Origin of the sequence: Synechococcus sp. UW86 (genome assembly GCF_900474085.1) — a bacterium.
GTDB lineage: Bacteria > Cyanobacteriota > Cyanobacteriia > PCC-6307 > Cyanobiaceae > Parasynechococcus.
In genome coordinates, this window is record NZ_UCNU01000005.1 from 54,083 (window position 1) to 77,317 (window position 23,235).

A 23,235-nucleotide genomic window follows, 5' to 3' on the forward strand; every position below is an offset into this window, starting at 1 on the left:
GCTTAACATCTCGCCCAATTCACAGATCTCCCATGGGTGTCGCCGCAGTCCTCGACTGGATGGTGCAGGACGGCGAACGGTTGGCGAATTGTCGCCATGACCACCCGTTTGCGGTGCTTGGTCCTCAACCCTCGGATCAGGGTTGGACCGTGCGGATCTGGATGCCGGAAGCCCAAACAGTCACCCTGTTGCAGGCTGGCGACGAGATCGCCATGACAACGCCGAACCACCCCTGGGTGTTCGAGGCACAGCTCAACAGAGACCCCGGCTGCACTTACCGGGTCAGGGTTGAGCGGGGCGGGATCGTGCACGAACAACACGACCCCTGGGCCTTCCGCGGCGAATGGATGGGCGAAATGGATCGCCACCTGTTTGCTGAAGGCAACCATCACCACATCTGGCAAAAGATGGGTGCCCACCTCACCGAGCGTGACGGGGTCAGGGGTGTGATGTTCTGCCTGTGGGCGCCCAGCGCTCTCACGGTCTCCGTGATTGGAGATCTGAATTCATGGGATGGACGTGACCACCCCATGCAGCAGCGCGTCGGGGGCATCTGGGAACTATTCATCCCCGGCCTCGAGGAGGGACATCTCTACAAGTACGAAATCCGTACTCAAGAAGGCCACTGCTACCAAAAGGCTGATCCTTACGGCTTCCAGCACGAGGTTCGCCCGGACAACAGCTCCGTTGTGGCTCGCCTGGGCGGATACCAATGGTCCGATCAGGGCTGGATGCAGAAGCGCGACAGCAGCGACGCGCTCGATCAACCGATCTCGGTGTATGAAATGCACCTTGGCAGCTGGATCCACGCCTCAGCGGATGAGCCCTGGATTCAACCCGACGGCACCCCTCGGACGCCCGTTCCTGCCGCGGAGATGAAACCCGGCGCTCGCCTGCTCACCTACGCCGAACTCGCCGATCGCCTTATTCCCTACGTCAAGGAGAGGGGCTTCACCCACATCGAGGTGATGCCGATCACCGAGCATCCCTTCGACGGCTCCTGGGGCTATCAGGTGACGGGTTGGTATGCCCCCACCAGCCGTTACGGAACGCCCGATGAATTCCGGGCCTTCGTGGATCGCTGTCACGCCGAAGGCATCGGCGTGATCATCGACTGGGTTCCGGGCCACTTCCCGAAGGATGCCCACGGCCTGGCCTTCTTTGATGGAACCCATCTCTATGAACACAGTGATCCCCGGATCGGGGAACACAAGGAATGGGGAACGCTGATCTTCAACTACAGCCGAAACGAGGTTCGTAATTTCCTCGTCGCCAACCTGGTGTTCTGGTTCGAGCAGTTCCACATCGATGGCATTCGCGTGGATGCTGTGGCCTCGATGCTTTATCGCGACTACCTGCGTCCCGACGGGGAATGGCTCCCCAATGAGAACGGCGGTCGGGAGAACACCGAAGCCGTTCGCTTCCTGCAGCAGGCCAACCATGTGCTGTTCCAGCACTTCCCAGGGGCCCTTTCGATCGCGGAGGAATCAACCACCTGGCCGATGGTGACGCAGCCAACGGACAGCGGCGGGCTTGGATTCAACCTCAAATGGAACATGGGTTGGATGCACGACATGCTCGATTACTTCGAGCTGGACCCGTGGTTCCGCCAGTTCCACCAGAACAACATCACCTTCTCGATCTGGTACACCTACACCGAGAACTTCATGCTGGCCCTGAGCCACGATGAAGTGGTGCACGGGAAGAGCCATCTCCTGCACAAGATGCCGGGAGATGACTGGCAGAAGTACGCCAACACCCGGGCGTTGCTCTCCTACATGTGGACGCACCCCGGCAAGAAGACGATCTTCATGGGGATGGAATTCGGCCAGCGGGCTGAATGGAATGTGTGGGGCGATCTCCAGTGGGATCTGCTCAACTACGAACCCCACAAGGGCATCCAGCGGTTGGTGGATGACCTCAACGTTCTCTACAAGGCAGAACCGGCCCTCTGGCGGGACGACTTCGACCAGTTCGGCTTCCAGTGGATCGATTGCAACGACAACCGCCACTCCGTGATCAGCTTCATGCGTCGGGAAAGTGCCAGCGGCACCTGGCTGGTGGTGGTGGCGAACTTCACGCCCCAAAGTCACTCCCACTACCGCGTGGGCGTTCCTCTCTCTGGGTTCTACGAAGAGATCTTCAACTCTGATGCAGCCAAGTACGGCGGCAGCAACCTCGGCAACATGGGCGGCAAACCAACAGACGAATGGGGCATCCACGGCTACGAGAACTCCTTGGATCTCTGCCTGCCGCCGCTGAGCCTGATGGTGTTCAAGCACGACCCGAAACGCAGCCTGAGCAGCAGCGAGCCGGACAACATCGTGTGACGAACGTGATGACAAAGAGGGGGTAAAGCTCTAGCCAAGGCCTCGATTCGGGTAGGTTTCCGACTGACCTGACCGGGCTTGATGAGCGACTCTTTACCCCTGCTCCTGCGTGCTGCGCGCGGTGAATCGGTGGAGCGTCCTCCGGTGTGGATGATGCGCCAAGCCGGTCGCTACATGAAGATCTACCGGGACCTGCGGGACAAGTACCCCAGCTTCCGTGAGCGTTCCGAAAACCCTGATCTCTCCTATGAGATCTCGATGCAGCCGTTTCACGCCTTCAAGCCCGATGGCGTGATCCTGTTCTCCGACATCCTCACGCCCCTGCCGGGGATGGGAATCGATTTCGACATCATCGAGAGCAAAGGCCCCCAGATCGGCGATCCAATCCGGAGCATGGCCCAGGTGGATGCCCTGCGCCCCCTCAACCCCGCCGAGTCGATGCCCTTTGTGGGTGAAGTGCTGGGTCGTCTGCGCCAAAGCGTCGGCAACGAAGCAGCTGTTCTCGGCTTCGTTGGTGCCCCCTGGACCCTGGCCGCCTACGTGGTGGAGGGCAAGAGCAGCAAGAACTACGCGGTGATCAAGGCCATGGCCTTCCGCGAGCCCGAGATCCTGCACAAGCTGCTCGACCACTTCGCTGAGTCGATCGCCAATTACCTGCGCTATCAGATTGATTCCGGCGCCCAGGTGGTGCAGATGTTTGATTCCTGGGCGGGCCAGTTGAGCCCAGCGGACTACGACACCTTCGCTGCGCCTTATCAGAAGAAGGTGGTGGATCTGGTCAAGCAGACGCACCCCGACACCCCCTTCATCCTCTACATCTCTGGCAGCGCCGGCGTGATCGAGCGGATGGCCAACACCGGAGTTGACATCGTTTCGCTCGACTGGACGGTGGACATGGCCGAAGCCCTGGCACGCCTGCCGGAGCACGTTGGTGTTCAGGGCAACGTGGATCCCGGCCTGCTGTTCGGCACCCCGGAGGCAATTGAGGCCCGCATCGATGACTGCGTGCGCAAGGCCCGCGGCCGCAAGCACATCCTCAACCTCGGCCATGGAATCCTGCCGGGTACACCGGAAGAAAACGGTGAGGCCTTCTTCCAGGCCGGCAAGAGCGTGATGGACCGTCTCGGGGCTGTCGTTTGACCCGCATCCTGGTGACCGGCGCCAGCGGATGCGTCGGTCAGTACATCTCCCGCTGGCTTCTGGACCACTCAGATGCCGAGCTGCTGCTCTGGCTGAGGGACCCGGCCAAACTCACCGCTGTTCCAACAGACCATCCCCGCATCCGCCTCTTGGTGGGGGACCTGCGGGACACCGACCGTTTTGCCAAAGAACTGGCCTCGGTGAACCGGGTAATTCACACCGCCACGGCCTGGGGTGACCCCGAGCGGGCCGAACAGGTGAATGTGGTGGCGGTGAAACGGATGCTGACGCTTCTTGATCCCAGCAAGCTGGAGCAGATCATTTACTTCTCCACGGCCAGCGTGCTCGACCGGCACCTGCGTCCCCTGCCGGAAGCTCTGGCCTACGGCACGGAATACATCCAAACCAAGGCTCGCTGCCTCAGGGATTTGGAGCAGCACCCCCTGGCCAGCAAAATCGTGGCGGTGTTTCCCACCTTGGTGTTCGGTGGACGGGTCGACGGCACCAGTCCCTTCCCCACCAGCTACCTCACCGAAGGTTTGGCTGAAGTCAGCCGTTGGCTCTGGCTGGCCCGTTGGCTTCGGGTGGATGCGAGCTTCCACTTCATCCATGCGGAAGACATCGCCCGCATCTGTGGCCTGTTGGCCACACGCCCCCATGAACCGAACCGAGAACCAGGGCAAGGCGCCCTGCGTCGGTTGGTGATGGGACAAGCGGCCATCTCGGTGAACGACACCGTGAAAACCCTCTGCCGCTGGCGCGGTGTGGCCCGAACGCCCGGCATTCCGCTCTGGCCATGGCTGATAGAGACCCTGATCCGCGTTCTGCCGATCGAAGTGAATGCCTGGGACCGGTTCAGCATTCGCCAGCGCCACTTCATTCATGACCCGGTGACGCAGCCGGAACGTTTCGGTGGCAGCAGCCATGCCCCTGACTTGGCAACAGTTCTTAGCGATTCCGGCCTACCCAACCGCGGAACCCCCAGACCCGCGCGTAAGGTCAATGCATCGACCTAGCACTTTCATGCGCTCCGTCATCCGCACCATTGCAGCCGCCTGCTGCGCCTTCCTGATGCTGATCGGCCTCAACGTCGGCAGCGCTCAAGCCGCCACTGTTGAAGTGAAGCTCGGCACCGACGGCGGCATGCTCGCCTTCGAGCCCGCCACCGTGAACATCAAGGCCGGCGACACCGTCAAGTTCGTCAACAACAAACTGGCTCCTCACAACGCTGTTTTCGAAGGCCACGACGAGTACAGCCACTCTGACCTCGCCTTCAACCCCGGCGAATCCTGGGAGGAAACCTTCGCCACCGCTGGCACCTACGACTTCTACTGCGAGCCCCACCGCGGTGCTGGCATGGTCGGCAAGGTTATCGTTGAGTGATTCCTGGATTTCTGAGGAAATCTCCGAACATCTCAACCTGAACTGAAAGCCTCGGGCTGTGTATCAACCACAGCCCGGGGTTCTTTTTTTTGCCGGCAACGATGGATAGCTTGGGGCATTGAGGGGGGTTGCGATGGCACGCTTATCAGGCCTGATCCTGACGTTGCTGTTGATCGTTGGCGCAACAGGTCTGCTGTCTGCTCCGGCGATAGCGATCGACACGATCGAAAGCTCCGCCTTGGAGCGAGGTGAGCAGATTTTCAACAGCAACTGTGCGGCCTGTCACATGGGTGGCGGCAATGTGATCCGCGCCAACCGAACGCTGAAGATCAGCGACTTGAACGACCATGTGGAGGCCTACTCCAGCTCCCCGCTGGAGGCCCTGGAGCATGAGATCGAGGATGGGCTGAATGCCATGCCCAGCTATGCCGACAAACTGAGTGAAGAGGAGATCATGGCGGTGGCCACCTACGTGGAACAACGGGCCGAATTGGGCTGGTCCAGGCGATGAGTCGTGAAGCTCTTCGCGATTTTTTGCGGGCTGTGGAGCACCACCAGGGCTTGCGGCGTGATGCGGCCCAATGCCGTGATGACGATCAACTGTTGGCCCTGGCACGCCGCCACGGCTTCAATGTGATCCAGCGGGATCTCTGCGACGACGCCCGCGAATCAGCCATCACCTGTTGGTTCGAAACCAGCCGGATCCAGCGCTCGTTTCAATCCAATTCCTCCCAATCAAATCCCTCGCAATCACCACCCTCCCAATCAACAGCCCCACAACCACCAAAGACCTAATGGCCGTTGTCACCCTGCTCAGTGATTTCATCGACGGCACCAGCATGGCCCTGGCGGAAGACACCGACGCCGCGGATCTGAACGCCTTCATGACCGCCAATCAAGGCAGGCTCTGGGCGAGCGTGCAGCAGCGCCGCCGACAGCGGCAGCAAACCATCGAGCGGCGAGGTCCGGGAACGGTATATTTCGCTGCGGATGCCCCAGGGGCTGCGGCCGTGGAGCGCTACCTCGGCAGTGACACGGGCTCAGCCGAGGAAGCGGCAGCGCTGCAGGCCATGCGGAGCGCTGGGGTGGAGATCGCACCCCATGTGGGGGCAGACCGTGAACGCGATGTTCTGCTCAACGGCCGGTTGAAAGACCTGACGGCCCAGGCCAAGGCCAAGGGTTTTGGTTGAAGCCCATGGGCGATGCAGCGATGACACTTCCTGAGAACCCGCTTGGCCTGCAGAGTTTTGACGAGCTGGTGGAGTGGACCGTGTCTTACCTCCACTTCAAACACGCCCTGGAGGTGATTGCCTTCACCCCAGAGGCCGCAAGGTCGTATCTCGATCGCTTCAGCGCGTTCAGCAGCCGCTATGCCACGGAGATGAAAAAACAGGACATCCTTGAGGCCCGCCTGCCCAAAGAGATGCGGGAGAGCATCGAAGCCGAAAACGCTCACCGCGCGCTCCTACGGGAGCTGCTCAACGGCTGATCAAGCGGCGGACTGGGCCTGCTTGGCCGCCTGCAACACAGCCAGATAGAGATCCTCGTCGATTTCCCGGATGTCGTACTCCGTGGGTTTCACACCGTGGTGGTGCTCATGCACCACCATCCAACAGCTGCGTTCCAGCTCACCGCCAGCCGTTGCTGCGAGCGCCAGGCCCTGCTGCACGAGGGAGTCCACCAGCGGCTGATCGGGCATTGGCATCCAAGGGTTCGGCAAACTCTAAAAAGACACCCCGGTTTGCCGCTACCTGGCGTGGGGACCGATCCAAAGGCTTCGGTTTGCCCCCACTGAAAACGGAACAAGCCCCATACGGTGAACCCAGTTGAAACGCATCCGAGATGCAACCCACGGCGGAACAGTTCACCGAACAAGCCTGGGCCGCCATCGTCGCCGCCCAGCAACTGGCGCAGAGCGCCAGGCATCAGCAACTTGAAACGGAGCATCTGCTGCTTGCGCTGTTGCAGCAGAACGGTCTGGCTGGACGCATTCTCAGCAAAGCAGGGGTCGACGTTGGCACGTTCCAGACGGCCGTCGACAGCCATCTCAGGCAGCAGCCCAGTCTTGGCTCTCCACCGGAATCGGTGTTTCTTGGGCGCTCCCTCAACAGCTGCCTGGATCGCGCCGAAACAGCCCGCGATGGATTCAGTGACAGCTACATCGCCATCGAACATCTGTTGCTGGCCCTGGCCGACGATGAACGCTGCGGCAGGCAACTGCTCAGCCAAGCGGGCGTTGACACCAGCAAACTCAAAGAAGCCATTACAGCCGTGCGAGGCAACCAGACGGTGACCGATCAAAACCCGGAAGGGACCTATGAATCGCTTGAGAAGTACGGACGGGACCTGACGGCCGCCGCCCGTGACGGAAAGCTGGACCCGGTGATCGGCCGCGACGAGGAGATCCGGCGCACCATCCAGATCCTCAGCCGGCGGACCAAAAACAACCCCGTGCTGATCGGCGAACCCGGGGTCGGCAAGACCGCCATTGTTGAGGGATTGGCGCAGCGCATCGTGAATGGCGATGTGCCCCAGGCCTTGCAGAACCGTCAGCTCATCGCCCTCGACATGGGAGCCCTGATCGCCGGTGCGAAATACCGCGGTGAGTTCGAGGAACGGCTCAAAGCTGTGCTCAAGGAGGTCACCGCTTCAGAAGGCCAGATCGTGCTGTTCATCGATGAAATCCACACGGTGGTGGGCGCTGGCGCCACCGGTGGAGCCATGGATGCCAGCAATCTGCTCAAACCGATGCTGGCCCGGGGGGAACTGCGCTGCATTGGCGCCACCACCCTCGACGAGCACCGCCAGCACATCGAAAAGGACCCCGCCTTGGAGCGTCGCTTCCAGCAGGTGCTGGTGGATCAACCCAGCGTGGAAGACACCATCTCCATCCTGCGTGGTCTGAAGGAGCGCTATGAGGTGCACCATGGCGTCCGTATCGCCGACAGTGCCCTGGTGGCTGCTGCTGTGTTGAGCAGCCGCTACATCGCCGACCGCTTCCTGCCCGACAAGGCCATCGATCTGGTGGATGAGTCGGCCGCCCGCCTCAAGATGGAGATCACCTCCAAACCGGAGGAGATCGATGAAATCGATCGCAAGATCCTGCAGCTGGAGATGGAGAAGCTCTCCCTCGGCCGTGAATCCGACAGCGCCAGCCAGGAACGCTTGCAACGGATTGAACGAGAACTGGCGGAACTGGGCGAACAGCAAAGTTCCCTGAATGCCCAGTGGCAGCAGGAGAAAGGCGCGATCGATGAGCTGTCGTCGCTCAAGGAGGAGATCGAACGGGTGCAGCTGCAGGTGGAACAGGCCAAACGCAGCTACGACCTGAACAAAGCAGCGGAACTGGAATACGGCACCCTGGCCTCGCTGCAGAAGCAGTTGCTCGAACAGGAAGCCCAGATCGCCTCAGAGGAGCCTGACGAGAAAGGCTTGCTGCGGGAGGAGGTGAGTGAAGACGACATCGCCGAGGTGATCGCCAAGTGGACCGGAATCCCTGTGGCGCGGCTGGTGCAGAGCGAAATGGAGAAGCTGCTGCAACTCGAAGATGATCTGCATCAGCGGGTGATCGGCCAGCACCAAGCCGTCACCGCCGTCGCCGATGCGATTCAACGGTCCAGGGCGGGGCTGAGCGATCCGAACCGCCCCATCGCCAGCTTCCTGTTCCTCGGCCCCACGGGTGTGGGCAAGACGGAACTCTCCAAAGCCCTCGCCAACCGGCTGTTCGACAGCGATGACGCCATGGTTCGCATCGACATGTCGGAGTACATGGAGAAGCACACCGTGAGCCGTTTGATCGGGGCACCTCCCGGCTACGTGGGCTATGAGGCAGGTGGCCAGCTAACCGAAGCGGTGCGTCGTCGGCCTTACGCCGTGATCCTGTTCGACGAGGTGGAGAAAGCCCACCCGGATGTGTTCAACGTGATGCTGCAGATCCTCGATGATGGCCGTGTCACCGACGGGCAGGGCCGCACCGTGGACTTCACCAACACCGTGCTGATTCTCACCAGCAACATCGGCAGCCAGTCGATCCTGGAGCTGGCCGGCGATCCCGAGCAACATGAAGCGATGGAAAGCCGGGTGAATGAGGCTCTGCGGGCCCATTTCCGGCCGGAATTCCTCAATCGCCTCGATGATCAGATCATCTTCCACAGCCTCAGGCGGGAGGAACTGCGCCAGATCGTCACCCTTCAGGTGGAACGTCTGCGCCAGCGGCTGGCTGAGCGCAAGCTGGAGCTCAGCCTGAGCGATGGGGCCGCCGACTGGCTCGCCAATGCCGGATATGACCCCGTCTACGGGGCACGACCGCTGAAACGCGCTGTGCAGCGGGAACTGGAGACACCCATTGCCAAAGCGATCCTGGCGGGTCGTTACAGCGAGGGGCAGGCGATCAGCGTGGAGCTGGAAGCGGACGCGTTAGCCCTGCGCTGAAAACCAGGCGGGAACTGCGCTGTAGGTGGCGGCATTGCGGCTGTTCTCCCGCGCCTCCACGCCAAAGCAACAGGTGCGACCGCCGTCTCGCTCCCGCAGCAGCTCATTGGCCCAGGTCCAGATCAAGGCCGCCGTTGCCTCCATGCCCACGTTCTCCATCACGCGGAGATCAAGGGCCTGGAGGTCATGCAACCGCTGCCATTCCGCCAGCAGTGGATCGTCGGCATTGACCAGAAAGGTGTGGTCAAACTGCTGCCTCAGGCGTTCTTCGAAGGGGCGAAGGCTGGAAAAATCAACAACAAACCCGCAGGCATCCAGCTCCGTTGCGGCGAACCAGAGGTTGAAACTGCGGCTGTAGCCATGCACGAAGCGGCAATGGCCCTGGTGGCGCCACTGCCGGTGACAGCAGGGATAGCCGCTGAAAGCTTTGCTGCAGCTGTAGGGGGTCGGAGAAACGAGCAAGGGGTGAAAACGCGGAATGGAGCACGCTGCGGGAAGATTCAGGCGTTGCCCGAATGTCCGAGGCCTGATGCAGCCCCTCAGCCCCGCCTTCATTGACCAACTCCGTTTTAACGAAGCGGGGCTGATTCCAGCTGTGGCCCAGGACTGGCTGGACGGGGCGGTGCTGATGGTGGCCTGGATGAACCGGGACGCCATCGAAGCCACCCTGCGCAGCGGTGAAGTGCATTACTGGAGCCGCTCACGCCAGGAGCTTTGGCACAAGGGGGCCACCAGCGGTCACGTTCAGACGATGCGGGAGATCCGCTACGACTGCGATGCCGACGTGCTGCTGGTGACCGTGGAGCAGGCTGGGGATGTGGCCTGCCACACGGGCTCCCGCAGCTGTTTCTACGAAAACAGTGACGCGCGAACCACAGGTGGCGCCGAGGCCCTAGCGCCACCAACGGATGCTTGCACCGAACTGTTCCGGGTGATCGAAGGGCGACGCGAGAAACCGGAAGAGGGCAGCTACACCAACAAGCTGCTGGCGGGGGGAGACAACAGCATCCTCAAGAAAATCGGCGAGGAGAGTGCTGAATTCGTGATGGCCTGCAAAGACGACAATGCCGCCGAGATCTCCGGCGAAGCGGCGGACATCATCTTCCACATGCAGGTGGCCCTGGCCCATCACGGCGTGAGCTGGCGGCAGGTGCAGGAAGTGCTGGCCGCACGTCGTGGTGCCCCGCGCCGGCACTAAGGCAGACAGGGGCTGTCGCTGCTGATCACAACTTCATCGCCAAGCTCCACGGTGTCCAACAACACCCCCATGGCGAGCTTTCCTGCGTTGATGCAACCGCCAGTCACCGCCTTGCCGATCCGGGACTCGTCATTGGTGCCGTGAATGGCGAAGCTGTACCAGCGGAAGACGCCGTCGTAGGTGTTGAAACGGAAGGGCTGCTCTGAGGCAGGCACAGGAGCCAGGCTGATGTAGCCGACGCCGTATTCCCCGGTTTCCCCATCACCTTTGAAGTCGATGGAGTTCATGTTGGTGAAGAGGCTCTCGCGCAGCTCCTCTTCTGATTTGCCGGATTGCTCCACCAGTGCGGGATCCATCTCGAAGCGATCGTTGCTGAGGATGGCGTTGACCTGAAAGGTTCCAAGCGGAGTGATGCCCTCTTCAAAGGTGCTGCCTTCACAGGCAATGCCATGGCGACCATGGCCAACGGTGAAACGCAACGGCCCCTCAGCACGATCCAACACACCTTCACTGGCAGCTGGATTGCTGCCGTCCAGCTGAATCCGAATCGGAGCTCGAACCTCTGGGTTCTGCTGGGGCAGTCTGTTGTTGGAACGACAACCCACCAGACTCAGCAGCAGACCAGCCAGCGCCAGAGAACGGACCAGGTGCATCGATCAAGCACGACTGCCGGCAGCATGCCGCGCCCGCATGGTGACGTCACTCAAGTGATTCGGATTCGGCCGGTTCGATGGGCTTCCGAAGCGTTGAACCGAAACGGGTGGTCTGCTGCATGACCCAAGCCAGCGTGAGGCGATCCCGCTGCGATGGCACCAACACCGGACGCTCGCCCTGACTGATCGCCAGAACATCAGTGGGAACCGAACTGTGGCCCCAGAGGCCGAAGGCGTGACCCAGTTCATGCAGAGCGGTGGCCTGCAGTGCTTCAGATCGCAGCCCTGGTGACACCATCACCTTCACCAAGGGTTCAAGCCTTCGGCGGCCCTGGCGCTGCACGTCCACAACCTGAAGCTGTGTGCGTCCGTTGCTGGCGCGCCACACCCCAGCCACCTGCCGGCGGGCCGGACGCTGCCGATGAATCAACACGTTCGCCTGGTCCGGATTGTCCACCAACGTGAGCGGAACCAGTGCACCCCAGGTTGTCAGCGCCGATGACACCTGATCAAGCCAGCGTTGGTCCCAGCGGTTGACCGGCGTGGCGGCGGCGGGCTGAACCCACACGCACCAGTGCTTCAACACCGGAGGGCCCAGGGAGGTGGTGGCGATGGAGGAGGCATAGCCGGGCCTTTGGCCTGGAGGCTGGCGTTCCAAAGCCACCTGCAGGGTTCGAACCTGCTGTTGTGGAGGACAGAGCTCGGGCTGCATCAGGCGGCGGGAAGACCCACACCGCGGGCCATCAGGGTCGCCATCAACGGAATGCTGGCGAAGCCGACCAGTTCAATGTTGATGATCCAGGCCAGACGCTTGGCGAGGGCTTCGCTCACCTTCGGCAGCTCACCCTTGCGCAGGGGAATCGCCCAGAGGATGTAGGTGATCGTGGGATACAGCGACAGGCCTCCCACGGAGAGGTACAGACCAACCTTCCACCAGAACAGCGGGTTCTGGGTGTAGAACTCAGCCCCTTGGCCGAAGTGGATCACCCGCAGGATTCCACTGACAAGAAGAGCCAGGGCAGCGATGCCATAAACGATGTCGGTGATCACCATCGCCGTGGCTTCCTGGCGATTCGGATCCGCTTTGATCAGCTTCCGCTCCAGCACCAGAGCGCCAAAACAGAGCATGAAGCTGAGGTAGTGAACGTAGGCAACGCCGGCGTTTTTGGCGATGTCGGACGTGAGAGCGACGGCCAGGGGCATGGGCGTGGCGGCGGAAGGTGCGGCGACCTTAGCCACCCAATTGAATTAACAATGAAAGATTCACTTCAGTAACAGGAAGAAAGAGTGAAATAGCGCACAAAGCATTAATTCGGGAGTCTTTATTATGACCGCCAGAAAAGAACACTTTGGTTCTAGGTTCAATTCAGCCGTATCGTCATGATGACGAGTTCTCTGAGTGCTTTTCTCGGCGAAATTGGTCGCCATCAACTGCTCACTCCAGAGCAGGAACTCATGATGGGGAGGAAGGTTCAGGCGATGGTCGCCATCACAGAACGCTGTCATCTGGCTGGCGGGAGTGGCCCAGCCTGTGAGTACAGCGATGAAGAAAAAGGCGTGATTCGCCGTGGCGAACGGGCCAAGAATCAGATGATTACCTCCAACCTTCGTCTTGTCGTCAATCTGGCCAAGCGTTATCAGGGCAAGGGGCTGGATCTTCTCGATCTGATTCAAGAGGGCACCCTTGGCCTCACCCGTGCCGTCGAGAAATACGACCCCACCCGCGGCCATCGTTTCTCCACCTATGCCTACTGGTGGATTCGGCAGGGGCTGAATCGAGCGCTCTCCACCCAAAGCCGCACGATTCGCATTCCCGTGAATGTGAACGAAAAGCTCACCAAATTGCGGGCTGCCAAGGCACGCTTGATGCAGCGCAATGGCCTCAGCCCCAGCGGAGAGCAACTCGCAGAGTTCATGGAGATCCCCATCGCTGAGGTGGAAGATCTGCTGGCCTGTGAACTGCGCAGCGTCACCGTGAGCCTGCAGGGGGTTGTGAAATCGAAATCGGATCCTTCCGAGCTGGTGGATGTGCTGCCAAGCGAGGAGCTCCCGCCGCTGGAAAGGGCCGAGATCGCTGAACGCACCGCGTCCGTGTGGTCTTTGCTGGCCAAAGCCAATCTCACCCCGAAAGAACACACCGTTGTGACCCTGCGCTTTGGGCTGGATGGCACCAACGAATGGCGCACCCTTGCCGAGGTGGCACGCCACATGAACTGTTCACGGGAGTATTGCCGTCAGGTGGTGCAGCGGGCCCTGCGCAAACTGCGCAAGACGGGCATTCAAAGCGGACTCGTGGAATCCACACCCTGAAGATCGGCACGCCCCGCTGGCGTCTTGCGGAGGAACTGGGGAGAGTGGATCCAACCGGTTCCCTCCGCATGACTGACCAGGCTGCGCGAACCACCCTTGAAGCGGACGTGCTTGAACGGGAGGTGATCGACGAAAACCTGCTGCGGCGCCTGTTGCAGCGGGCCGGCAGAGGTCTTGCCGCCCCAGCCCTGGAAGCCCTGGAGTTGATGCTTGACCCCGGAACCCCCTCAGCCGCGCGGCTGACGATGCTCGCTGCCCTGAGTTATCTACTGATGCCCGCCGACCTGATTCCAGACCTGCTGCCGGTGGCCGGTTTCAGTGATGATCTGGTGGCACTTACGGCCATGGTGGGTCTGTGGAGCAATCACTTCACTCCAGCCATCCGGATGCGAGCTCGCCGCAAACTGGACCGCTGGTTTCCCCTGGCGCACTGAATCGCTGATCAATGTCTGGCTGGACCCCTGAATTTGAAGCGGATCTCACTCTGCTGCTGAAGGACTGGTTGAAGCAGCAAGGGCGCACCCAGGCCGACCTGCGTCGAAACCTGCGCGCTGTGTCGACCCGAATGCCCGCCCTGCTTGAGGTGCTGGAGCGCGAACACAACATGCGTGGACTGGCTGGACTGGCTGATCGGCTCTGCAGCGTTGAAGCCGAATGGCACGGCCAGCCTTCCAGCGAACCTGCCGGTGTGGCAACGGCCGACGACGATCCGTTCGGGCAACTTGATCTGCTTTTGCAGGAAATTCGAGACGACTGCACCGATTAACGGCCGACAAGGGCAAAGTGGTGGCTCAGACATCACACCGATGACGCGAAATCACCTCCTCAGCGCCTCCGTTCTGTTGATGATGTCGGCGGCGCCGCCGCCTCGGCCCATGCGCAAACCGAGGGGTGGCTGCGGGGACCGGGTAGCGCCACGGGCAAAGACAGCAAGATTGAAGCCGATTGCATCAAGGCAGAGGACGGCTCCGTCACCTGCGACACCAAGGTGGTCAACCCAGCCAGCGATACCAAGGCTCGCCCTTATTACAACCCCTTCAACGACTGAAGCCCGTGAGTGAACCCACGCGTTCCAAGAGAAGTTTTCTCGGTTTCGTTGATGCAGGTGAGCGCGAGGTCGCCCGACTGCTCACCCTGATCACGGCCGTGGTGATCAGCGCCGCCATCATCCAGCTGATTGTTTCCTTGGGCTCCAAATTGCTGACTGGGTCAGCGGCGACATGGTTGGGCGATGACCTGATCAAGATCCTTGGCGATCTGCTCACCGTGTTGATCGCGCTGGAGGTGCTGCAAAACATCACCAGTTACCTAAGGCGCCACGTGGTGCAGATCGAACTGGTTCTGGTCACCGCACTAACGGCGGTGGCTCGAAAGGTGATCGTGCTGCCCTCCGGTGCTGAAAACAAACCCCAGCTGCTGGTGGGCCTCGGGATCGCTGTCGTCTCACTTTCAGCGGCTTACTGGTTGGTGAAGCGTGCGAACGCCACTCCCTCCCGCACACGACTGGGCCGCGGAGGATCAGCCAACAAGCTTGATTTCCAGGACTGAGGCTTCACGAACAAAAGGAAGGCCGCCCTTCCCGATGGAAAGACGGCCTAACTCGCTCGTTTGCGCATGTCAATCGACCTCAACTTCAGTGTCTGATGCCTTGGAAAAACTCCTCCAGCAATGGAACTGAGACAGGAAGGTCGAAGCGTCTGGCTCAAGGCACCCTGGGGCCATCGGGTCCAGGTGTGAAGCGGCTCTCCTGCGGGGCACCTACGAACGATGCAGAGGGGAGTCGACTGGCTTGACGCTCTTCGTTGTCGCGCCAGACGAATCGCTTACGAATGGGTGGAAACTGTTGGAGCAGGGGCCAGAAAGTCAGTCTGCTTCTGGGGTTTGCTCAGGTGGAGTGTCGGCCGTCATGGGCTCCTCCGATCTCGATGCACTTACTCTCGTCAGAGATGCCACCGACGGCAATCAGCTGTCGTGCTCATTGCCTTTTGGGGGCTGCACGACCCATCGTGGAAGTGGCGTGCCTCGCCGGGCTTAAGCAGCATCCCAGTGCAAGGCGAGCCACAGGGTTCCTGGATCGGGATCGGTGCGCTCCACCCGGTGGCGTTGATGGGGCGAAAGCAGTAAATGATCTCCTGGACTGAGATCCACAATCCGATCGGGGTTCTGCAGCGCAACACAGGCACTCCCCCGCAGCACAAGCACCCACTCGTGATCGGACTGATCCATCCATTCGTCACGGGGGGAGCTGAAGCCGTTGGAGGCGATCAACAGCAATCTCCATGTTTCGGCAGACGCCACCACCTGGGTTGATTCCTCACCCGGTGGAGGGCATGGGGTCGCCAACAGGTTGGCCTCTCCCCCCGGCCGATGGTCACGCTCACCCCAGCGCCGACCGATGTCGAACCCCCAGGATCGGGCCAACTGAACAACCTGGTTGTGGTCCGCACAAGCCGCCAGCTGTTCGCGGCTGCTGGAGTCGTTCCGCACACGCTCCGCAAGGGCCTGAAGTTGGGAGATCTTGCTGAGGAAACGGATCAGATCCTGTTCCGCCACGGAGACCACCGCACAGCTTCAACAGTGATCCTGACAACAGACCAATCAGGGGATCGACGCAAAAGTCAGAAGATCCTGACCTTCTGTTTCATGCCGTCCGCAACCAAGGCACTCACCATCGGAGATCTGGAGGCTGGATTCTCGACCTACTGCCAGGCCCTGCGTCGCCTTGTGGCCGATGGACGCGACCTCAACGCCATTCGCCGGACGGTGTGCTGGGACTACCTCAACCGATTGCACACCTCGCTTCCGAAGGATTACCGCTCTCCCGATGAACTGATCCAGCGGTTCCAGAAGGAGGCATCGCCTGCTCAAGCAGACTGATCCAAGCCACATCATCCCTGTGCTGAGCCACCTCCTGCGCTGCTGCATTGGTGCGTTTCTTGTTCTGCTGCTGAGCCTTGGTTCAGCCGGCGCTTCGCTGGCTGCCGGGTCTGACGCCAGCCCCGGCGCCCTGTTGTTCGAACAGCACTGCGCGGGATGCCACATCAACGGCGGCAACATCATTCGCCGGGGGAAAAACCTGAAGCTGAAGACCCTCGAGCGTGAGCAGATCGCAACGGTGAACGCCATCGCAGCCATCGCCCGGGAAGGGCGAGGCCAGATGAGTGGTTACGCCGATGTTCTCGGGAGCGATGGAGATCAGCTCGTGGCTGAATGGGTGCTTATGCAGGCTCAGAACGCCTGGACCCAGGGATAAACCTCGAGCGCCGTCCAGATCCCCTGCTTCCAATAGATGTCGTCCTCAACCAGCCTGCGGACGACGTCGATGCCGTCGGCCTCGAAGATCCCGAAAACATGGGTGCTTCCCTCGGTGGGTCCGAGCGTGACCAGCGTTCCCTGCTCTTTCAGACTTTGGAGACGAGCAAGGTGCTCATCCCGATAGGGAGCACGCTTCTCAAGAGCATCCGCGCAGTAAGTGCCCCACAAAACGAAACGTGCCATAGCGAAGGATGAAATAACTGCGAACTTTTCAGTAGAAAATGATGGCATAGCCGCTTGAACCATGGCTATGTTGTGAAGGTTGATATCTCTCGAAAGCGATGCTCACTGGGGGCGACCTTCTCAATAAAGTCAAAGACCTGGGTGACATCAGCAAGTCTGACCTTGTTCGTGCCTGTGGCTATGTCTCCACGAAAAAAGATGGTGGAGAACGTCTGAATTTCACCGCTTTTTATGAAGCACTGCTGGAGGCCAAAGGCGTCAGTCTTGGCGTGGGTGGAGTTGGCGGCGTGGGCAAAGGCGGCCGCAAACTCAGCTATGTGGCCACTGTGCAAGGCAACGGCAATCTTCTCATCGGCAAGGCCTATACAGCGCTGCTTGATCTGAAACCTGGAGATGAATTTGAAATCAAACTTGGTCGCAAACAGATTCGTCTGACACCGGTGGGTGCCACCGACGAAGACGACGAGTGATTCAAAATCAAAAAGCAGTGCAACCCCGGCCAATGCCGGGGTTTTTGATGGCTTGAGCGGGATGGCAGCCCCTAGGGCTGATCGGCAGCGGCACGCAACTCAGCGCAAAAACGACCAGCTTCCTGAGCAATGTCCCCAGGCGATGCTGCCGCCATCCGTTTCACAAGTGCACTGCCCACAATCGCTCCATCGGCACCCCAACCCCGAACCTGACGCACCTGCTCTGCACCGGAGATCCCAAAACCAACTGCAACAGGAACCGGTGAGGTTTGTTTGAGTTGCTGCACCAAACCTTCAACCCTGCTTTCCATCTGAGCTCGCTCACCGGTGACACCGGTGACACTCACCAAGTAGGTGAAACCTCGGCTGCATGTAGCAATCCGACCCATCCGATCTTGGGGAGTGGTGGGTGCAACCAAGAGCACCAAATCCAAGCCATGACGCTCTGCGATTGTCGACAGCCGCTCCGCTTCCTCAAGGGGTAGATCAGGGACCACCAAACCCGCCGCACCAGCCTCCGCTGCGGACTGGCAAAACGCCTCCATCCCCACATTGAGCAGTGGATTGGAATACGTGAACAGGATCACGGGAATCTGCAGCTGGCCTTTCAACGAGCGCAGCATGTCCAGAACACCCTTTGGCGTGGTTCCGGCGGCGAGGGCCCGGGACGCAGCAGCCTGAATGACCGGCCCATCAGCGAGGGGGTCGCTGTAAGGCATTCCCAGTTCGACCATGTCAGCCCCTGCACGTTGCAGGCTGAGCAGCACATCAGCGGTGACAGAGAGATCCGGATCGCCGGCCATCAGGAATGGCATCAAGGCGAGGCGACCGTCCTGCTTCAGCTGCTCAAAGCGCTTGGCGATGGAAGAGGACTGCTGATTGGGCATCTCGGTCAACCGACCAGGAACAAACTTCGAAAGCCTATGAGTCGACGGGGGCATCGCCGTCCGCGGGAACCGAGGCATCCGCTCCAATCTTGCGCAACAGCGCCTGTTGCTCCTCCTCGGGGAGAGCATCAAAACGGGCTTGAAGCGCTTCAGCTTCCTGTTTGTCGTAAACCTCGCGGTAGCGACGCCGCTGGTCCATGTAGGTCATCTGGCCGGTGACCACACGGAACAGGTAAGAGCTTGTCCACACCACCACAATCACAACCAGCAGGGCCTCCGCAGCAATCCCTGCCGAAAACCCCTCAAAGCCTGCAGCCTGAAAGCCGACTTGCCCAAGCCCGCCCAGCAGGAGGACTGCAAGTCCGATCAGAAGAACCTTGCCACGCGTCAATTCAGACGTCTCCTTGCCCGCTCAGCCGGAAATTGAGGAAGGGGGCAAACAGAATCATCCCCGGGAAAAAGAGGAAGACCAGGCCATAGATCCCCAGACGCTCCAGCTTGCCCATGCGATGCCAACGCTGGTTCATCCACGCGTACAGGGCGAGGGGAACCACAACGAGATACAGGCCGCCCAGAACGGTGTAGGCCAACAGAACCAACAACGTGTCCTGTGGGACTTGAGAAAGCAGGGACGAAAGGTCCAAGGCCTGAGGACATCTGGGGGAAATCTAAGATGTCCGGGCGGGGGCATGGCGGAATCGGTAGACGCACGCGACTTAAAATCGCTTGGGCCGTAAGGCCTGTGGGGGTTCAAGTCCCCCTGCCCCCACCACCTGAGCTCAAGATGGCAACAACTCAGCCAGCTTGGTGCGGAAATCTCCCTTGGGCATGCCGCCCTTCAGTTCTCCCTCGATCGAAAAATCTCCATCGGGATCGTTCACCAGGAGGTAGGTGGGCCAACCCATCCCCTCCTTGTTGGGGTACTGCTTGAGCAGGATCTTCCGGTATTTCCGATACATCTCCGTGTCCTGCAGCATCACGGAGATGAAGCTGCAGCCGAGTTCCTCGGCCACCTTGCCGTCGTAGTGACTCATGCGGTGACAGGTGCCGCAGTCTTCAGAGCTGAACTTGATCAGGTGCATCGGCAACGGCCCAGGACAGGATCTCTCCAGCATGGAAAGGAACCAGTCCATTCACAAGTTCCGGCACGAGATGGTCACGGCGTTGCAACGTGATGCGACGCGTGTTGGCTGGACGGTTGTAGAAGGCCGGCCCATTCAGGCTGGTGAAGGCCTCGAGATGCTCCAGGGCGCCCTCCTCATCAAAAACCTGGGCGTAGCTCTCCAGGGCGAAGGGCGCATTGAAGATGCCGGCGCATCCGCAGGCACTTTCCTTGGATGCCCGTTCGTGCGGTGCCGTGTCGGTGCCGAGAAAGAAGCGTGGGTCACCGCTGGTGGCCGCCCGGCGCAGGGCCTGACGGTGACATTCCCGCTTGGCCACGGGGAGGCAATAAAAATCACTGCGCAACCCGCCGGCAAACATCGCGTTGCGGTTGATGTGCAGATGGTGGGGGGTGATGGTGGCGGCGAGATGACGATCCGCTGAGCTGACGTATTGCACCGCTTGCTCTGTGGTGATGTGCTCGAACACAACCTTCAGCTCGGGATGGCGGTCCCGCAGTGGTGCCAGATGGCGTTCGATGAACACCGCCTCTCGGTCGAAGATATCGATCTCGCTGTCCGTGACTTCACCATGGATCAGCAAGGGCATGCCGATCCGGGCCATCGTTTCCAGCACGGGATCGATCTGCAGCAGATCCGTCACCCCTGCGGCGGAATTGGTGGTGGCGTTGGCGGGATAAAGCTTGGCGGCAGCAAAAACGCCCTCTCGAAATCCTGTCTCCAACTCGGCAGGAGCGATCGAATCCGTGAGGTACGCCGTCATCAGGGGCGTGAACTCCAGATCAACGGGGCACGCCGCATGGATACGGTCGCGGTATGCCCGTGCAGCAGCCACCGTGGTCACCGGGGGACGCAGGTTGGGCATCACGATGGCCCGCTGAAAACGGCGGGCGGTATGGGCCACAACCTGGTTGAGCATCTCCCCGTCGCGGAGATGCACGTGCCAATCATCTGGGGCGATGATCGAGATCTGATCAGACATTCAGCTGCAGACCGTTCACGGCTAGGCGCAAGGCATCGAGGCGATCGCCAGTGATGTGGCTTTGGGGGAGCCGATCCAACAGCTTCAGCTTCTGCAGGCGCTTCTCCGTGCTGCCCGTTGCACCGACCAGGAACACCTGACGACTCTCTTCAATCGCTTCCTTGACGGCATTCTCGAGGGCGATCGCTGCGGTGACCCCCAGGTGGGACACCTCGGAGAGGTCGAAGACCACCGCCTGACAATTGCCGATGGCGTTGTGCTCACGCGAGATGGCCTTGGCCACGCCGAAGATCATCGGCCCAGCGAGCTGGAACAACAGAACCTTGCCGGAGGCCTGATCGAGCAACACCTGCTCTTCATCGGTCAGCTCCACATCGTCATCGGCGGTGCTGATCGTTTTCACTTTTCTGGACTGCAACGCGCTCATCCGATCAATGGTGAGCACGTTGGCCACGAAAACTCCGATGCCCACTGCAGTGATGAGATCCACCAGCACCGTGAGCGCAATCACGCCGTAGGTGATCACCGCAGCTTTCACCGAGAGGTGGTGGGCCCGTTGGAGGAAATCCCAATCGATGATGTCGATGCCCACCTTCAGGGCGATGCCCGCCAGCACAGCGAGGGGAATCGTGGACGCAAGGGGCGCGGCAGCCAGAACGACCACCATCAGAATCAGCGCACGGACAATGCCCGACAGGGCTGAACGTCCGCCGGCCTGAATGTTCACGACGGTGCCCATCGTGGCTCCCGCCCCAGGCAGTCCGCCAAAGACGCCCGACGCGATGTTGGCAAGTCCCTGACCCACCAATTCCTTGTTGGAGTTGTGCTCCGTGCGGGTGAGGCTGTCAGCCACAACGGAGGTGAGCAGCGCATCGATGCAGCCGAGCATGCCCAGCACTGCGGCATCCACGAACATCAAACGCAGCTGTCCGCCCGAAAAGGTGGGCACATGCAGGCTGGGGAGCTCAGCATTGAACGGAGGAATGGTCTTGAGACCGGCGTCGTGGAACAGGGTCATCGACAGCACCGTTCCCAGCACCAGCGCCAGCAGCTGCGGCGGGCAGAAACGCTTCAGGCTGGCTGGGGTGAACCAGAGGATCGCAACGGTGATCAACGCCAGCGCCAGCTCCATCGGCTGAATTCCGGCAATCAAACCCGGCAGGTTCGACAGGGTTCCCATCACCCCGCCCGATGCGGTCTGCCCCAGGAAAGCGGGCAGCTGGAGAATCACCAGGATGGCTCCAATCCCCGACATGAAGCCAGAGATCACGGTGTAAGGCATCTGGGTGACGTATCGACCCAGACGGAAGACGCCAAAAAGGATCTGAAACAGACCCGCCAGGATGACCACGGTGAAGGCCATGGCCATGGCCGTTTCCTTGTCCGGAGCTGTGGCGGTGAAGCTCAGGATCACTGACGTGAACACCACGGTCATGGGACCGGTGGGTTCAGAGATCAAGGTGGGCGTTCCGCCGAAGAGAGACGCCACCAAGCCGATGATCACGGCGCCCCAAAGCCCAGGGGCAGGGTCACCCGTTGCGGCGACCCCGAATGCCAGGGCCATCGGCAGAGCAATCACCGCGGCGGTCACGCCACCAAAGGCGTCACCCCGGAGGTTGCTGGTGCTGATCCGGTTCAACAAGGTTTCTTATCTATTACCCAGGTGAGTGACCTTAGGTTGATTCGCTTCAAAGCAGAATCCCCGTACAGCTGAGCTCGCCCCATGCCTGAATTTCTGCAGGCCTCGATCCAAGTGCTCCTGGGCATCGGACTGCTGTTCGGTGGCGGGGAACTGTTCGTTCAGGGGTCCGTCGCCATGGCGGTGATCTTCGGCATTCCCCAGCTCGTGATCGGCCTCACGGTGGTGTCGCTGGGCACCAGCGCCCCGGAACTGTTCGTGAGTCTGAGTTCGGTGCTGCAGGGAGCTGACGCCCTCGCAGTGAGCAATGTGGTGGGCAGCAACATCTTCAACGTGATGGTGGTGCTGGGCAGCAGCGCCCTTGTGCTGCCGCTGCGGGTTGAAAGCCGCCTGGTGAGGCGAGATGTGCCTCTGATGATTGCCATCTCGGCGGCGGTCTGGGGCATGGCCTCCGCAGGACGGGTGACCTGGCAAGCGGGCCTGGCCTTGCTGTTGGGGCTGGTGATCAACACCATCTGGGAGATCCGCACCGCCCGTGAAGAACCGGACGACAGCGGCAGCGCTGAACCCGAAATCAGTGACGAAGCAAACAAAGGTGGATTGATCCCAGCTTCGGTGCGATTGATTGCCGGCATCAGCGTTCTCTCGATCGGATCCAGGGTTCTGGTGAATGGCGCGGTCAGCGCCGCAACCCTTCTGGGGGTTAGTGAGGCAGTGATCGGTCTGACAATCGTTTCAGCCGGAACGTCGATGCCCGAATTGATCACGTCCCTGGTGGCAGCCCTGCGCGGGCGCACCGATCTGGCGATCGGCAACGTGGTGGGCAGCTGCCTGTTGAACCTGATGCTGGTGCTGGGCGGCGGAGCCATAGCGGCAGCTGGCAACGGACTTGAAGTCAGCCCGGAACTGATTCAGGACGACTTGCCGGTAATGCTGCTCACCAGCCTGGCCTGTATGCCAATTTTTTGGACGAAAGGTCGAATATCCCGCTTGGAAGGAGGGCTACTTCTCGGCCTCTATGTTCTGTATCTGGTCGACAATGTTTTGCCCCGAACGGCTATGGCCACCTGGGCCGATGAATTTCGCCTTGTGATGCTTTGCGCTGTAATTCCAATCGTGATGATTGTGATTTTCACCCAGGCAGTTTTTTATTGGCGGGACAACCAGAACAGTCCAACCACTTAAATCAATGA

General features: G+C 60.6%; 31 protein-coding genes and 1 tRNA gene. 19 read left to right on the plus strand and 13 right to left on the minus strand.

Annotated features, from left to right (window positions below):
• Positions 1-32: 32 nt before the first annotated feature.
• The 8 genes from glgB to DXY04_RS01415 all read left to right on the plus strand — a co-directional run bounded on the left by glgB (position 33) and on the right by DXY04_RS01415 (position 6,342).
• On the plus strand, positions 33-2,330 hold the full coding sequence (gene glgB, locus DXY04_RS01380) for a 1,4-alpha-glucan branching protein GlgB (RefSeq protein ID WP_115160672.1): 2,298 nt from the start codon (positions 33-35) through the stop codon (positions 2,328-2,330).
• A gap of 81 nt (positions 2,331-2,411) precedes the next feature.
• Positions 2,412-3,470 (plus strand): uroporphyrinogen decarboxylase, encoded by a 1,059-nt coding sequence (hemE, locus tag DXY04_RS01385; RefSeq protein WP_115160673.1) that lies wholly within the window; start codon positions 2,412-2,414, stop codon positions 3,468-3,470.
• Positions 3,467-4,486, plus strand: coding sequence for an NAD(P)-dependent oxidoreductase (locus DXY04_RS01390; RefSeq protein ID WP_115160674.1), 1,020 nt, complete (start codon positions 3,467-3,469; stop codon positions 4,484-4,486). The genes hemE and DXY04_RS01390 overlap by 4 nt, the downstream gene beginning before the upstream one ends.
• 7 nt (positions 4,487-4,493) lie before the next feature.
• Positions 4,494-4,853 (plus strand): plastocyanin, encoded by a 360-nt coding sequence (petE, locus tag DXY04_RS01395; RefSeq protein ID WP_038555756.1) that lies wholly within the window; start codon positions 4,494-4,496, stop codon positions 4,851-4,853.
• Positions 4,854-4,986: 133 nt separating this feature from the next.
• Positions 4,987-5,364, plus strand: a complete 378-nt coding sequence (locus DXY04_RS01400) for a c-type cytochrome (RefSeq protein ID WP_115160675.1) — start codon at positions 4,987-4,989, stop codon at positions 5,362-5,364.
• Positions 5,361-5,648, plus strand: a complete 288-nt coding sequence (locus DXY04_RS01405; protein ID WP_170951304.1) for a Nif11-like leader peptide family natural product precursor — start codon at positions 5,361-5,363, stop codon at positions 5,646-5,648. The genes DXY04_RS01400 and DXY04_RS01405 overlap by 4 nt, the downstream gene beginning before the upstream one ends.
• Positions 5,648-6,043, plus strand: a complete 396-nt coding sequence (locus DXY04_RS01410) for a hypothetical protein (protein WP_115160677.1) — start codon at positions 5,648-5,650, stop codon at positions 6,041-6,043. Before DXY04_RS01405 ends, DXY04_RS01410 begins: the two co-directional genes overlap by 1 nt.
• 20 nt (positions 6,044-6,063) lie before the next feature.
• Entirely contained in the window at positions 6,064-6,342 is a 279-nt protein-coding gene (locus DXY04_RS01415; RefSeq protein ID WP_244278540.1) for a hypothetical protein, read from the plus strand.
• Here the strand turns inward: DXY04_RS01415 and DXY04_RS01420 are convergent, their stop codons facing one another.
• The gene (locus DXY04_RS01420; protein ID WP_115008839.1) at positions 6,343-6,552 is read right to left on the minus strand and encodes a hypothetical protein; all 210 of its coding nucleotides are present in this window, start codon (positions 6,550-6,552) and stop codon (positions 6,343-6,345) included.
• A gap of 143 nt (positions 6,553-6,695) precedes the next feature.
• On the opposite strand from DXY04_RS01420, the gene clpB reads away from it, so the two are divergent.
• Positions 6,696-9,284: an ATP-dependent chaperone ClpB gene (gene clpB, locus DXY04_RS01425; protein WP_115160679.1), complete on the plus strand. Its 2,589-nt coding sequence runs from the start codon at positions 6,696-6,698 to the stop codon at positions 9,282-9,284.
• On the opposite strand, the gene DXY04_RS01430 is transcribed toward clpB, so the two are convergent.
• Complete coding sequence (locus tag DXY04_RS01430; protein ID WP_115160680.1) at positions 9,270-9,746, minus strand: 6-carboxytetrahydropterin synthase; 477 nt, start codon at positions 9,744-9,746, stop codon at positions 9,270-9,272. The two genes, clpB and DXY04_RS01430, sit on opposite strands and share 15 nt — an antisense overlap.
• Positions 9,747-9,813: 67 nt before the next feature.
• Here DXY04_RS01430 and hisIE point away from each other — a divergent pair, with 67 nt between their 5' ends.
• Positions 9,814-10,482: a bifunctional phosphoribosyl-AMP cyclohydrolase/phosphoribosyl-ATP diphosphatase HisIE gene (gene hisIE / locus DXY04_RS01435; RefSeq protein WP_115160681.1), complete on the plus strand. Its 669-nt coding sequence runs from the start codon at positions 9,814-9,816 to the stop codon at positions 10,480-10,482.
• On the opposite strand, the gene DXY04_RS01440 is transcribed toward hisIE, so the two are convergent.
• Genes DXY04_RS01440 through DXY04_RS01450 form a run of 3 tightly spaced genes read right to left on the minus strand, consistent with a single transcriptional unit; the run spans position 10,479 to position 12,338 of the window.
• Positions 10,479-11,135, minus strand: a complete 657-nt coding sequence (locus DXY04_RS01440; protein WP_115160682.1) for a L,D-transpeptidase — start codon at positions 11,133-11,135, stop codon at positions 10,479-10,481. The genes hisIE and DXY04_RS01440 overlap by 4 nt on opposite strands.
• A 46-nt stretch (positions 11,136-11,181) precedes the next feature.
• The gene (locus DXY04_RS01445) at positions 11,182-11,847 is read right to left on the minus strand and encodes a peptidase (RefSeq protein ID WP_115160683.1); all 666 of its coding nucleotides are present in this window, start codon (positions 11,845-11,847) and stop codon (positions 11,182-11,184) included.
• A complete protein-coding gene (locus DXY04_RS01450; protein WP_011363983.1) occupies positions 11,847-12,338 on the minus strand; it encodes a DUF2214 family protein in 492 nt (163 codons plus the stop codon). The genes DXY04_RS01445 and DXY04_RS01450 overlap by 1 nt, the downstream gene beginning before the upstream one ends.
• A 180-nt stretch (positions 12,339-12,518) precedes the next feature.
• Here DXY04_RS01450 and DXY04_RS01455 point away from each other — a divergent pair, with 180 nt between their 5' ends.
• The 4 genes from DXY04_RS01455 (at position 12,519) to DXY04_RS01470 (ending at position 14,993) form a co-directional block, all read left to right on the plus strand.
• Positions 12,519-13,445, plus strand: coding sequence for a sigma-70 family RNA polymerase sigma factor (locus DXY04_RS01455; RefSeq protein WP_115160726.1), 927 nt, complete (start codon positions 12,519-12,521; stop codon positions 13,443-13,445).
• Positions 13,446-13,513: 68 nt separating this feature from the next.
• Positions 13,514-13,879: a YkvA family protein gene (locus DXY04_RS01460; protein ID WP_115160684.1), complete on the plus strand. Its 366-nt coding sequence runs from the start codon at positions 13,514-13,516 to the stop codon at positions 13,877-13,879.
• An 11-nt stretch (positions 13,880-13,890) separates the two neighbouring features.
• Positions 13,891-14,211, plus strand: a complete 321-nt coding sequence (locus tag DXY04_RS01465) for a hypothetical protein (protein WP_114988339.1) — start codon at positions 13,891-13,893, stop codon at positions 14,209-14,211.
• A 287-nt stretch (positions 14,212-14,498) separates the two neighbouring features.
• Positions 14,499-14,993: a phosphate-starvation-inducible PsiE family protein gene (locus DXY04_RS01470; RefSeq protein ID WP_115160685.1), complete on the plus strand. Its 495-nt coding sequence runs from the start codon at positions 14,499-14,501 to the stop codon at positions 14,991-14,993.
• A 483-nt stretch (positions 14,994-15,476) separates the two neighbouring features.
• On the opposite strand, the gene DXY04_RS01480 is transcribed toward DXY04_RS01470, so the two are convergent.
• Positions 15,477-15,998, minus strand: coding sequence for a Nif11 domain/cupin domain-containing protein (locus DXY04_RS01480; RefSeq protein WP_115160687.1), 522 nt, complete (start codon positions 15,996-15,998; stop codon positions 15,477-15,479).
• Positions 15,999-16,088: 90 nt separating this feature from the next.
• Between DXY04_RS01480 and DXY04_RS01485 the strand changes: the two genes are divergently transcribed.
• Together DXY04_RS01485 and DXY04_RS01490 are read left to right on the plus strand one after the other, a co-directional pair.
• Complete coding sequence (locus tag DXY04_RS01485) at positions 16,089-16,322, plus strand: DUF3136 domain-containing protein (protein ID WP_114988622.1); 234 nt, start codon at positions 16,089-16,091, stop codon at positions 16,320-16,322.
• 19 nt (positions 16,323-16,341) lie between these two features.
• Complete coding sequence (locus tag DXY04_RS01490) at positions 16,342-16,698, plus strand: c-type cytochrome (protein WP_115160688.1); 357 nt, start codon at positions 16,342-16,344, stop codon at positions 16,696-16,698.
• Here DXY04_RS01490 and DXY04_RS01495 read toward each other — a convergent pair.
• A complete protein-coding gene (locus DXY04_RS01495; RefSeq protein ID WP_115160689.1) occupies positions 16,674-16,943 on the minus strand; it encodes a YciI family protein in 270 nt (89 codons plus the stop codon). The two genes, DXY04_RS01490 and DXY04_RS01495, sit on opposite strands and share 25 nt — an antisense overlap.
• A gap of 98 nt (positions 16,944-17,041) precedes the next feature.
• Between DXY04_RS01495 and DXY04_RS01500 the strand changes: the two genes are divergently transcribed.
• Positions 17,042-17,413 (plus strand): AbrB family transcriptional regulator, encoded by a 372-nt coding sequence (locus DXY04_RS01500; protein WP_115160690.1) that lies wholly within the window; start codon positions 17,042-17,044, stop codon positions 17,411-17,413.
• A 71-nt stretch (positions 17,414-17,484) separates the two neighbouring features.
• On the opposite strand, the gene trpA is transcribed toward DXY04_RS01500, so the two are convergent.
• From trpA to DXY04_RS01515, 3 genes are read right to left on the minus strand one after another with little or no spacing between them, the layout of a single operon-like run.
• Positions 17,485-18,300, minus strand: coding sequence for a tryptophan synthase subunit alpha (gene trpA, locus DXY04_RS01505; protein WP_115160727.1), 816 nt, complete (start codon positions 18,298-18,300; stop codon positions 17,485-17,487).
• A gap of 34 nt (positions 18,301-18,334) precedes the next feature.
• The gene (locus DXY04_RS01510; RefSeq protein WP_115008825.1) at positions 18,335-18,691 is read right to left on the minus strand and encodes a DUF3007 family protein; all 357 of its coding nucleotides are present in this window, start codon (positions 18,689-18,691) and stop codon (positions 18,335-18,337) included.
• Between the two features lies 1 nt (position 18,692).
• Positions 18,693-18,944, minus strand: a complete 252-nt coding sequence (locus DXY04_RS01515; protein ID WP_115008824.1) for an NAD(P)H-quinone oxidoreductase subunit L — start codon at positions 18,942-18,944, stop codon at positions 18,693-18,695.
• Between the two features lie 39 nt (positions 18,945-18,983).
• Between DXY04_RS01515 and DXY04_RS01520 the strand changes: the two genes are divergently transcribed.
• Positions 18,984-19,072: transfer RNA gene (locus DXY04_RS01520), tRNA-Leu, on the plus strand.
• Between the two features lie 7 nt (positions 19,073-19,079).
• On the opposite strand, the gene DXY04_RS01525 is transcribed toward DXY04_RS01520, so the two are convergent.
• Genes DXY04_RS01525 through DXY04_RS01535 form a run of 3 tightly spaced genes read right to left on the minus strand, consistent with a single transcriptional unit; the run spans position 19,080 to position 22,045 of the window.
• On the minus strand, positions 19,080-19,382 hold the full coding sequence (locus DXY04_RS01525; RefSeq protein ID WP_025362365.1) for a thioredoxin family protein: 303 nt from the start codon (positions 19,380-19,382) through the stop codon (positions 19,080-19,082).
• Positions 19,357-20,403, minus strand: coding sequence for a dihydroorotase (gene pyrC / locus DXY04_RS01530; RefSeq protein WP_115160691.1), 1,047 nt, complete (start codon positions 20,401-20,403; stop codon positions 19,357-19,359). Before pyrC ends, DXY04_RS01525 begins: the two co-directional genes overlap by 26 nt.
• Positions 20,396-22,045 carry a SulP family inorganic anion transporter gene (locus DXY04_RS01535; protein WP_115160692.1) on the minus strand — a complete coding sequence of 550 codons (1,650 nt, stop codon included), beginning with the start codon at positions 22,043-22,045 and terminating at the stop codon, positions 20,396-20,398. Before DXY04_RS01535 ends, pyrC begins: the two co-directional genes overlap by 8 nt.
• Positions 22,046-22,126: 81 nt before the next feature.
• Between DXY04_RS01535 and DXY04_RS01540 the strand changes: the two genes are divergently transcribed.
• The gene (locus DXY04_RS01540) at positions 22,127-23,227 is read left to right on the plus strand and encodes a calcium/sodium antiporter (protein WP_115160693.1); all 1,101 of its coding nucleotides are present in this window, start codon (positions 22,127-22,129) and stop codon (positions 23,225-23,227) included.
• The last annotated feature ends 8 nt before the right edge of the window (positions 23,228-23,235 follow it).

Excerpts from the sequence above, each read along its gene's own strand:
- glgB (WP_115160672.1), top strand. The coding sequence starts at position 33 with ATGGGTGTCGCCGCAGTCCTCGACTGGATGGTGCAGGACGGCGAACGG.
- hemE (WP_115160673.1), top strand. The coding sequence starts at position 2,412 with ATGAGCGACTCTTTACCCCTGCTCCTGCGTGCTGCGCGCGGTGAATCG.
- petE (WP_038555756.1), top strand. The coding sequence starts at position 4,494 with ATGCGCTCCGTCATCCGCACCATTGCAGCCGCCTGCTGCGCCTTCCTG.
- DXY04_RS01400 (WP_115160675.1), top strand. The coding sequence starts at position 4,987 with ATGGCACGCTTATCAGGCCTGATCCTGACGTTGCTGTTGATCGTTGGC.
- DXY04_RS01405 (WP_170951304.1), top strand. The coding sequence starts at position 5,361 with ATGAGTCGTGAAGCTCTTCGCGATTTTTTGCGGGCTGTGGAGCACCAC.
- DXY04_RS01410 (WP_115160677.1), top strand. The coding sequence starts at position 5,648 with ATGGCCGTTGTCACCCTGCTCAGTGATTTCATCGACGGCACCAGCATG.
- DXY04_RS01415 (WP_244278540.1), top strand. The coding sequence starts at position 6,064 with ATGACACTTCCTGAGAACCCGCTTGGCCTGCAGAGTTTTGACGAGCTG.
- DXY04_RS01420 (WP_115008839.1), bottom strand. The coding sequence starts at position 6,552 with ATGCCCGATCAGCCGCTGGTGGACTCCCTCGTGCAGCAGGGCCTGGCG.
- clpB (WP_115160679.1), top strand. The coding sequence starts at position 6,696 with ATGCAACCCACGGCGGAACAGTTCACCGAACAAGCCTGGGCCGCCATC.
- hisIE (WP_115160681.1), top strand. The coding sequence starts at position 9,814 with ATGCAGCCCCTCAGCCCCGCCTTCATTGACCAACTCCGTTTTAACGAA.
- DXY04_RS01440 (WP_115160682.1), bottom strand. The coding sequence starts at position 11,135 with ATGCACCTGGTCCGTTCTCTGGCGCTGGCTGGTCTGCTGCTGAGTCTG.
- DXY04_RS01445 (WP_115160683.1), bottom strand. The coding sequence starts at position 11,847 with ATGCAGCCCGAGCTCTGTCCTCCACAACAGCAGGTTCGAACCCTGCAG.
- DXY04_RS01450 (WP_011363983.1), bottom strand. The coding sequence starts at position 12,338 with ATGCCCCTGGCCGTCGCTCTCACGTCCGACATCGCCAAAAACGCCGGC.
- DXY04_RS01455 (WP_115160726.1), top strand. The coding sequence starts at position 12,519 with ATGACGAGTTCTCTGAGTGCTTTTCTCGGCGAAATTGGTCGCCATCAA.
- DXY04_RS01460 (WP_115160684.1), top strand. The coding sequence starts at position 13,514 with ATGACTGACCAGGCTGCGCGAACCACCCTTGAAGCGGACGTGCTTGAA.
- DXY04_RS01465 (WP_114988339.1), top strand. The coding sequence starts at position 13,891 with ATGTCTGGCTGGACCCCTGAATTTGAAGCGGATCTCACTCTGCTGCTG.
- DXY04_RS01485 (WP_114988622.1), top strand. The coding sequence starts at position 16,089 with ATGCCGTCCGCAACCAAGGCACTCACCATCGGAGATCTGGAGGCTGGA.
- DXY04_RS01495 (WP_115160689.1), bottom strand. The coding sequence starts at position 16,943 with ATGGCACGTTTCGTTTTGTGGGGCACTTACTGCGCGGATGCTCTTGAG.
- DXY04_RS01500 (WP_115160690.1), top strand. The coding sequence starts at position 17,042 with ATGCTCACTGGGGGCGACCTTCTCAATAAAGTCAAAGACCTGGGTGAC.
- trpA (WP_115160727.1), bottom strand. The coding sequence starts at position 18,300 with ATGCCCAATCAGCAGTCCTCTTCCATCGCCAAGCGCTTTGAGCAGCTG.
- DXY04_RS01525 (WP_025362365.1), bottom strand. The coding sequence starts at position 19,382 with ATGCACCTGATCAAGTTCAGCTCTGAAGACTGCGGCACCTGTCACCGC.
- pyrC (WP_115160691.1), bottom strand. The coding sequence starts at position 20,403 with ATGTCTGATCAGATCTCGATCATCGCCCCAGATGATTGGCACGTGCAT.
- DXY04_RS01540 (WP_115160693.1), top strand. The coding sequence starts at position 22,127 with ATGCCTGAATTTCTGCAGGCCTCGATCCAAGTGCTCCTGGGCATCGGA.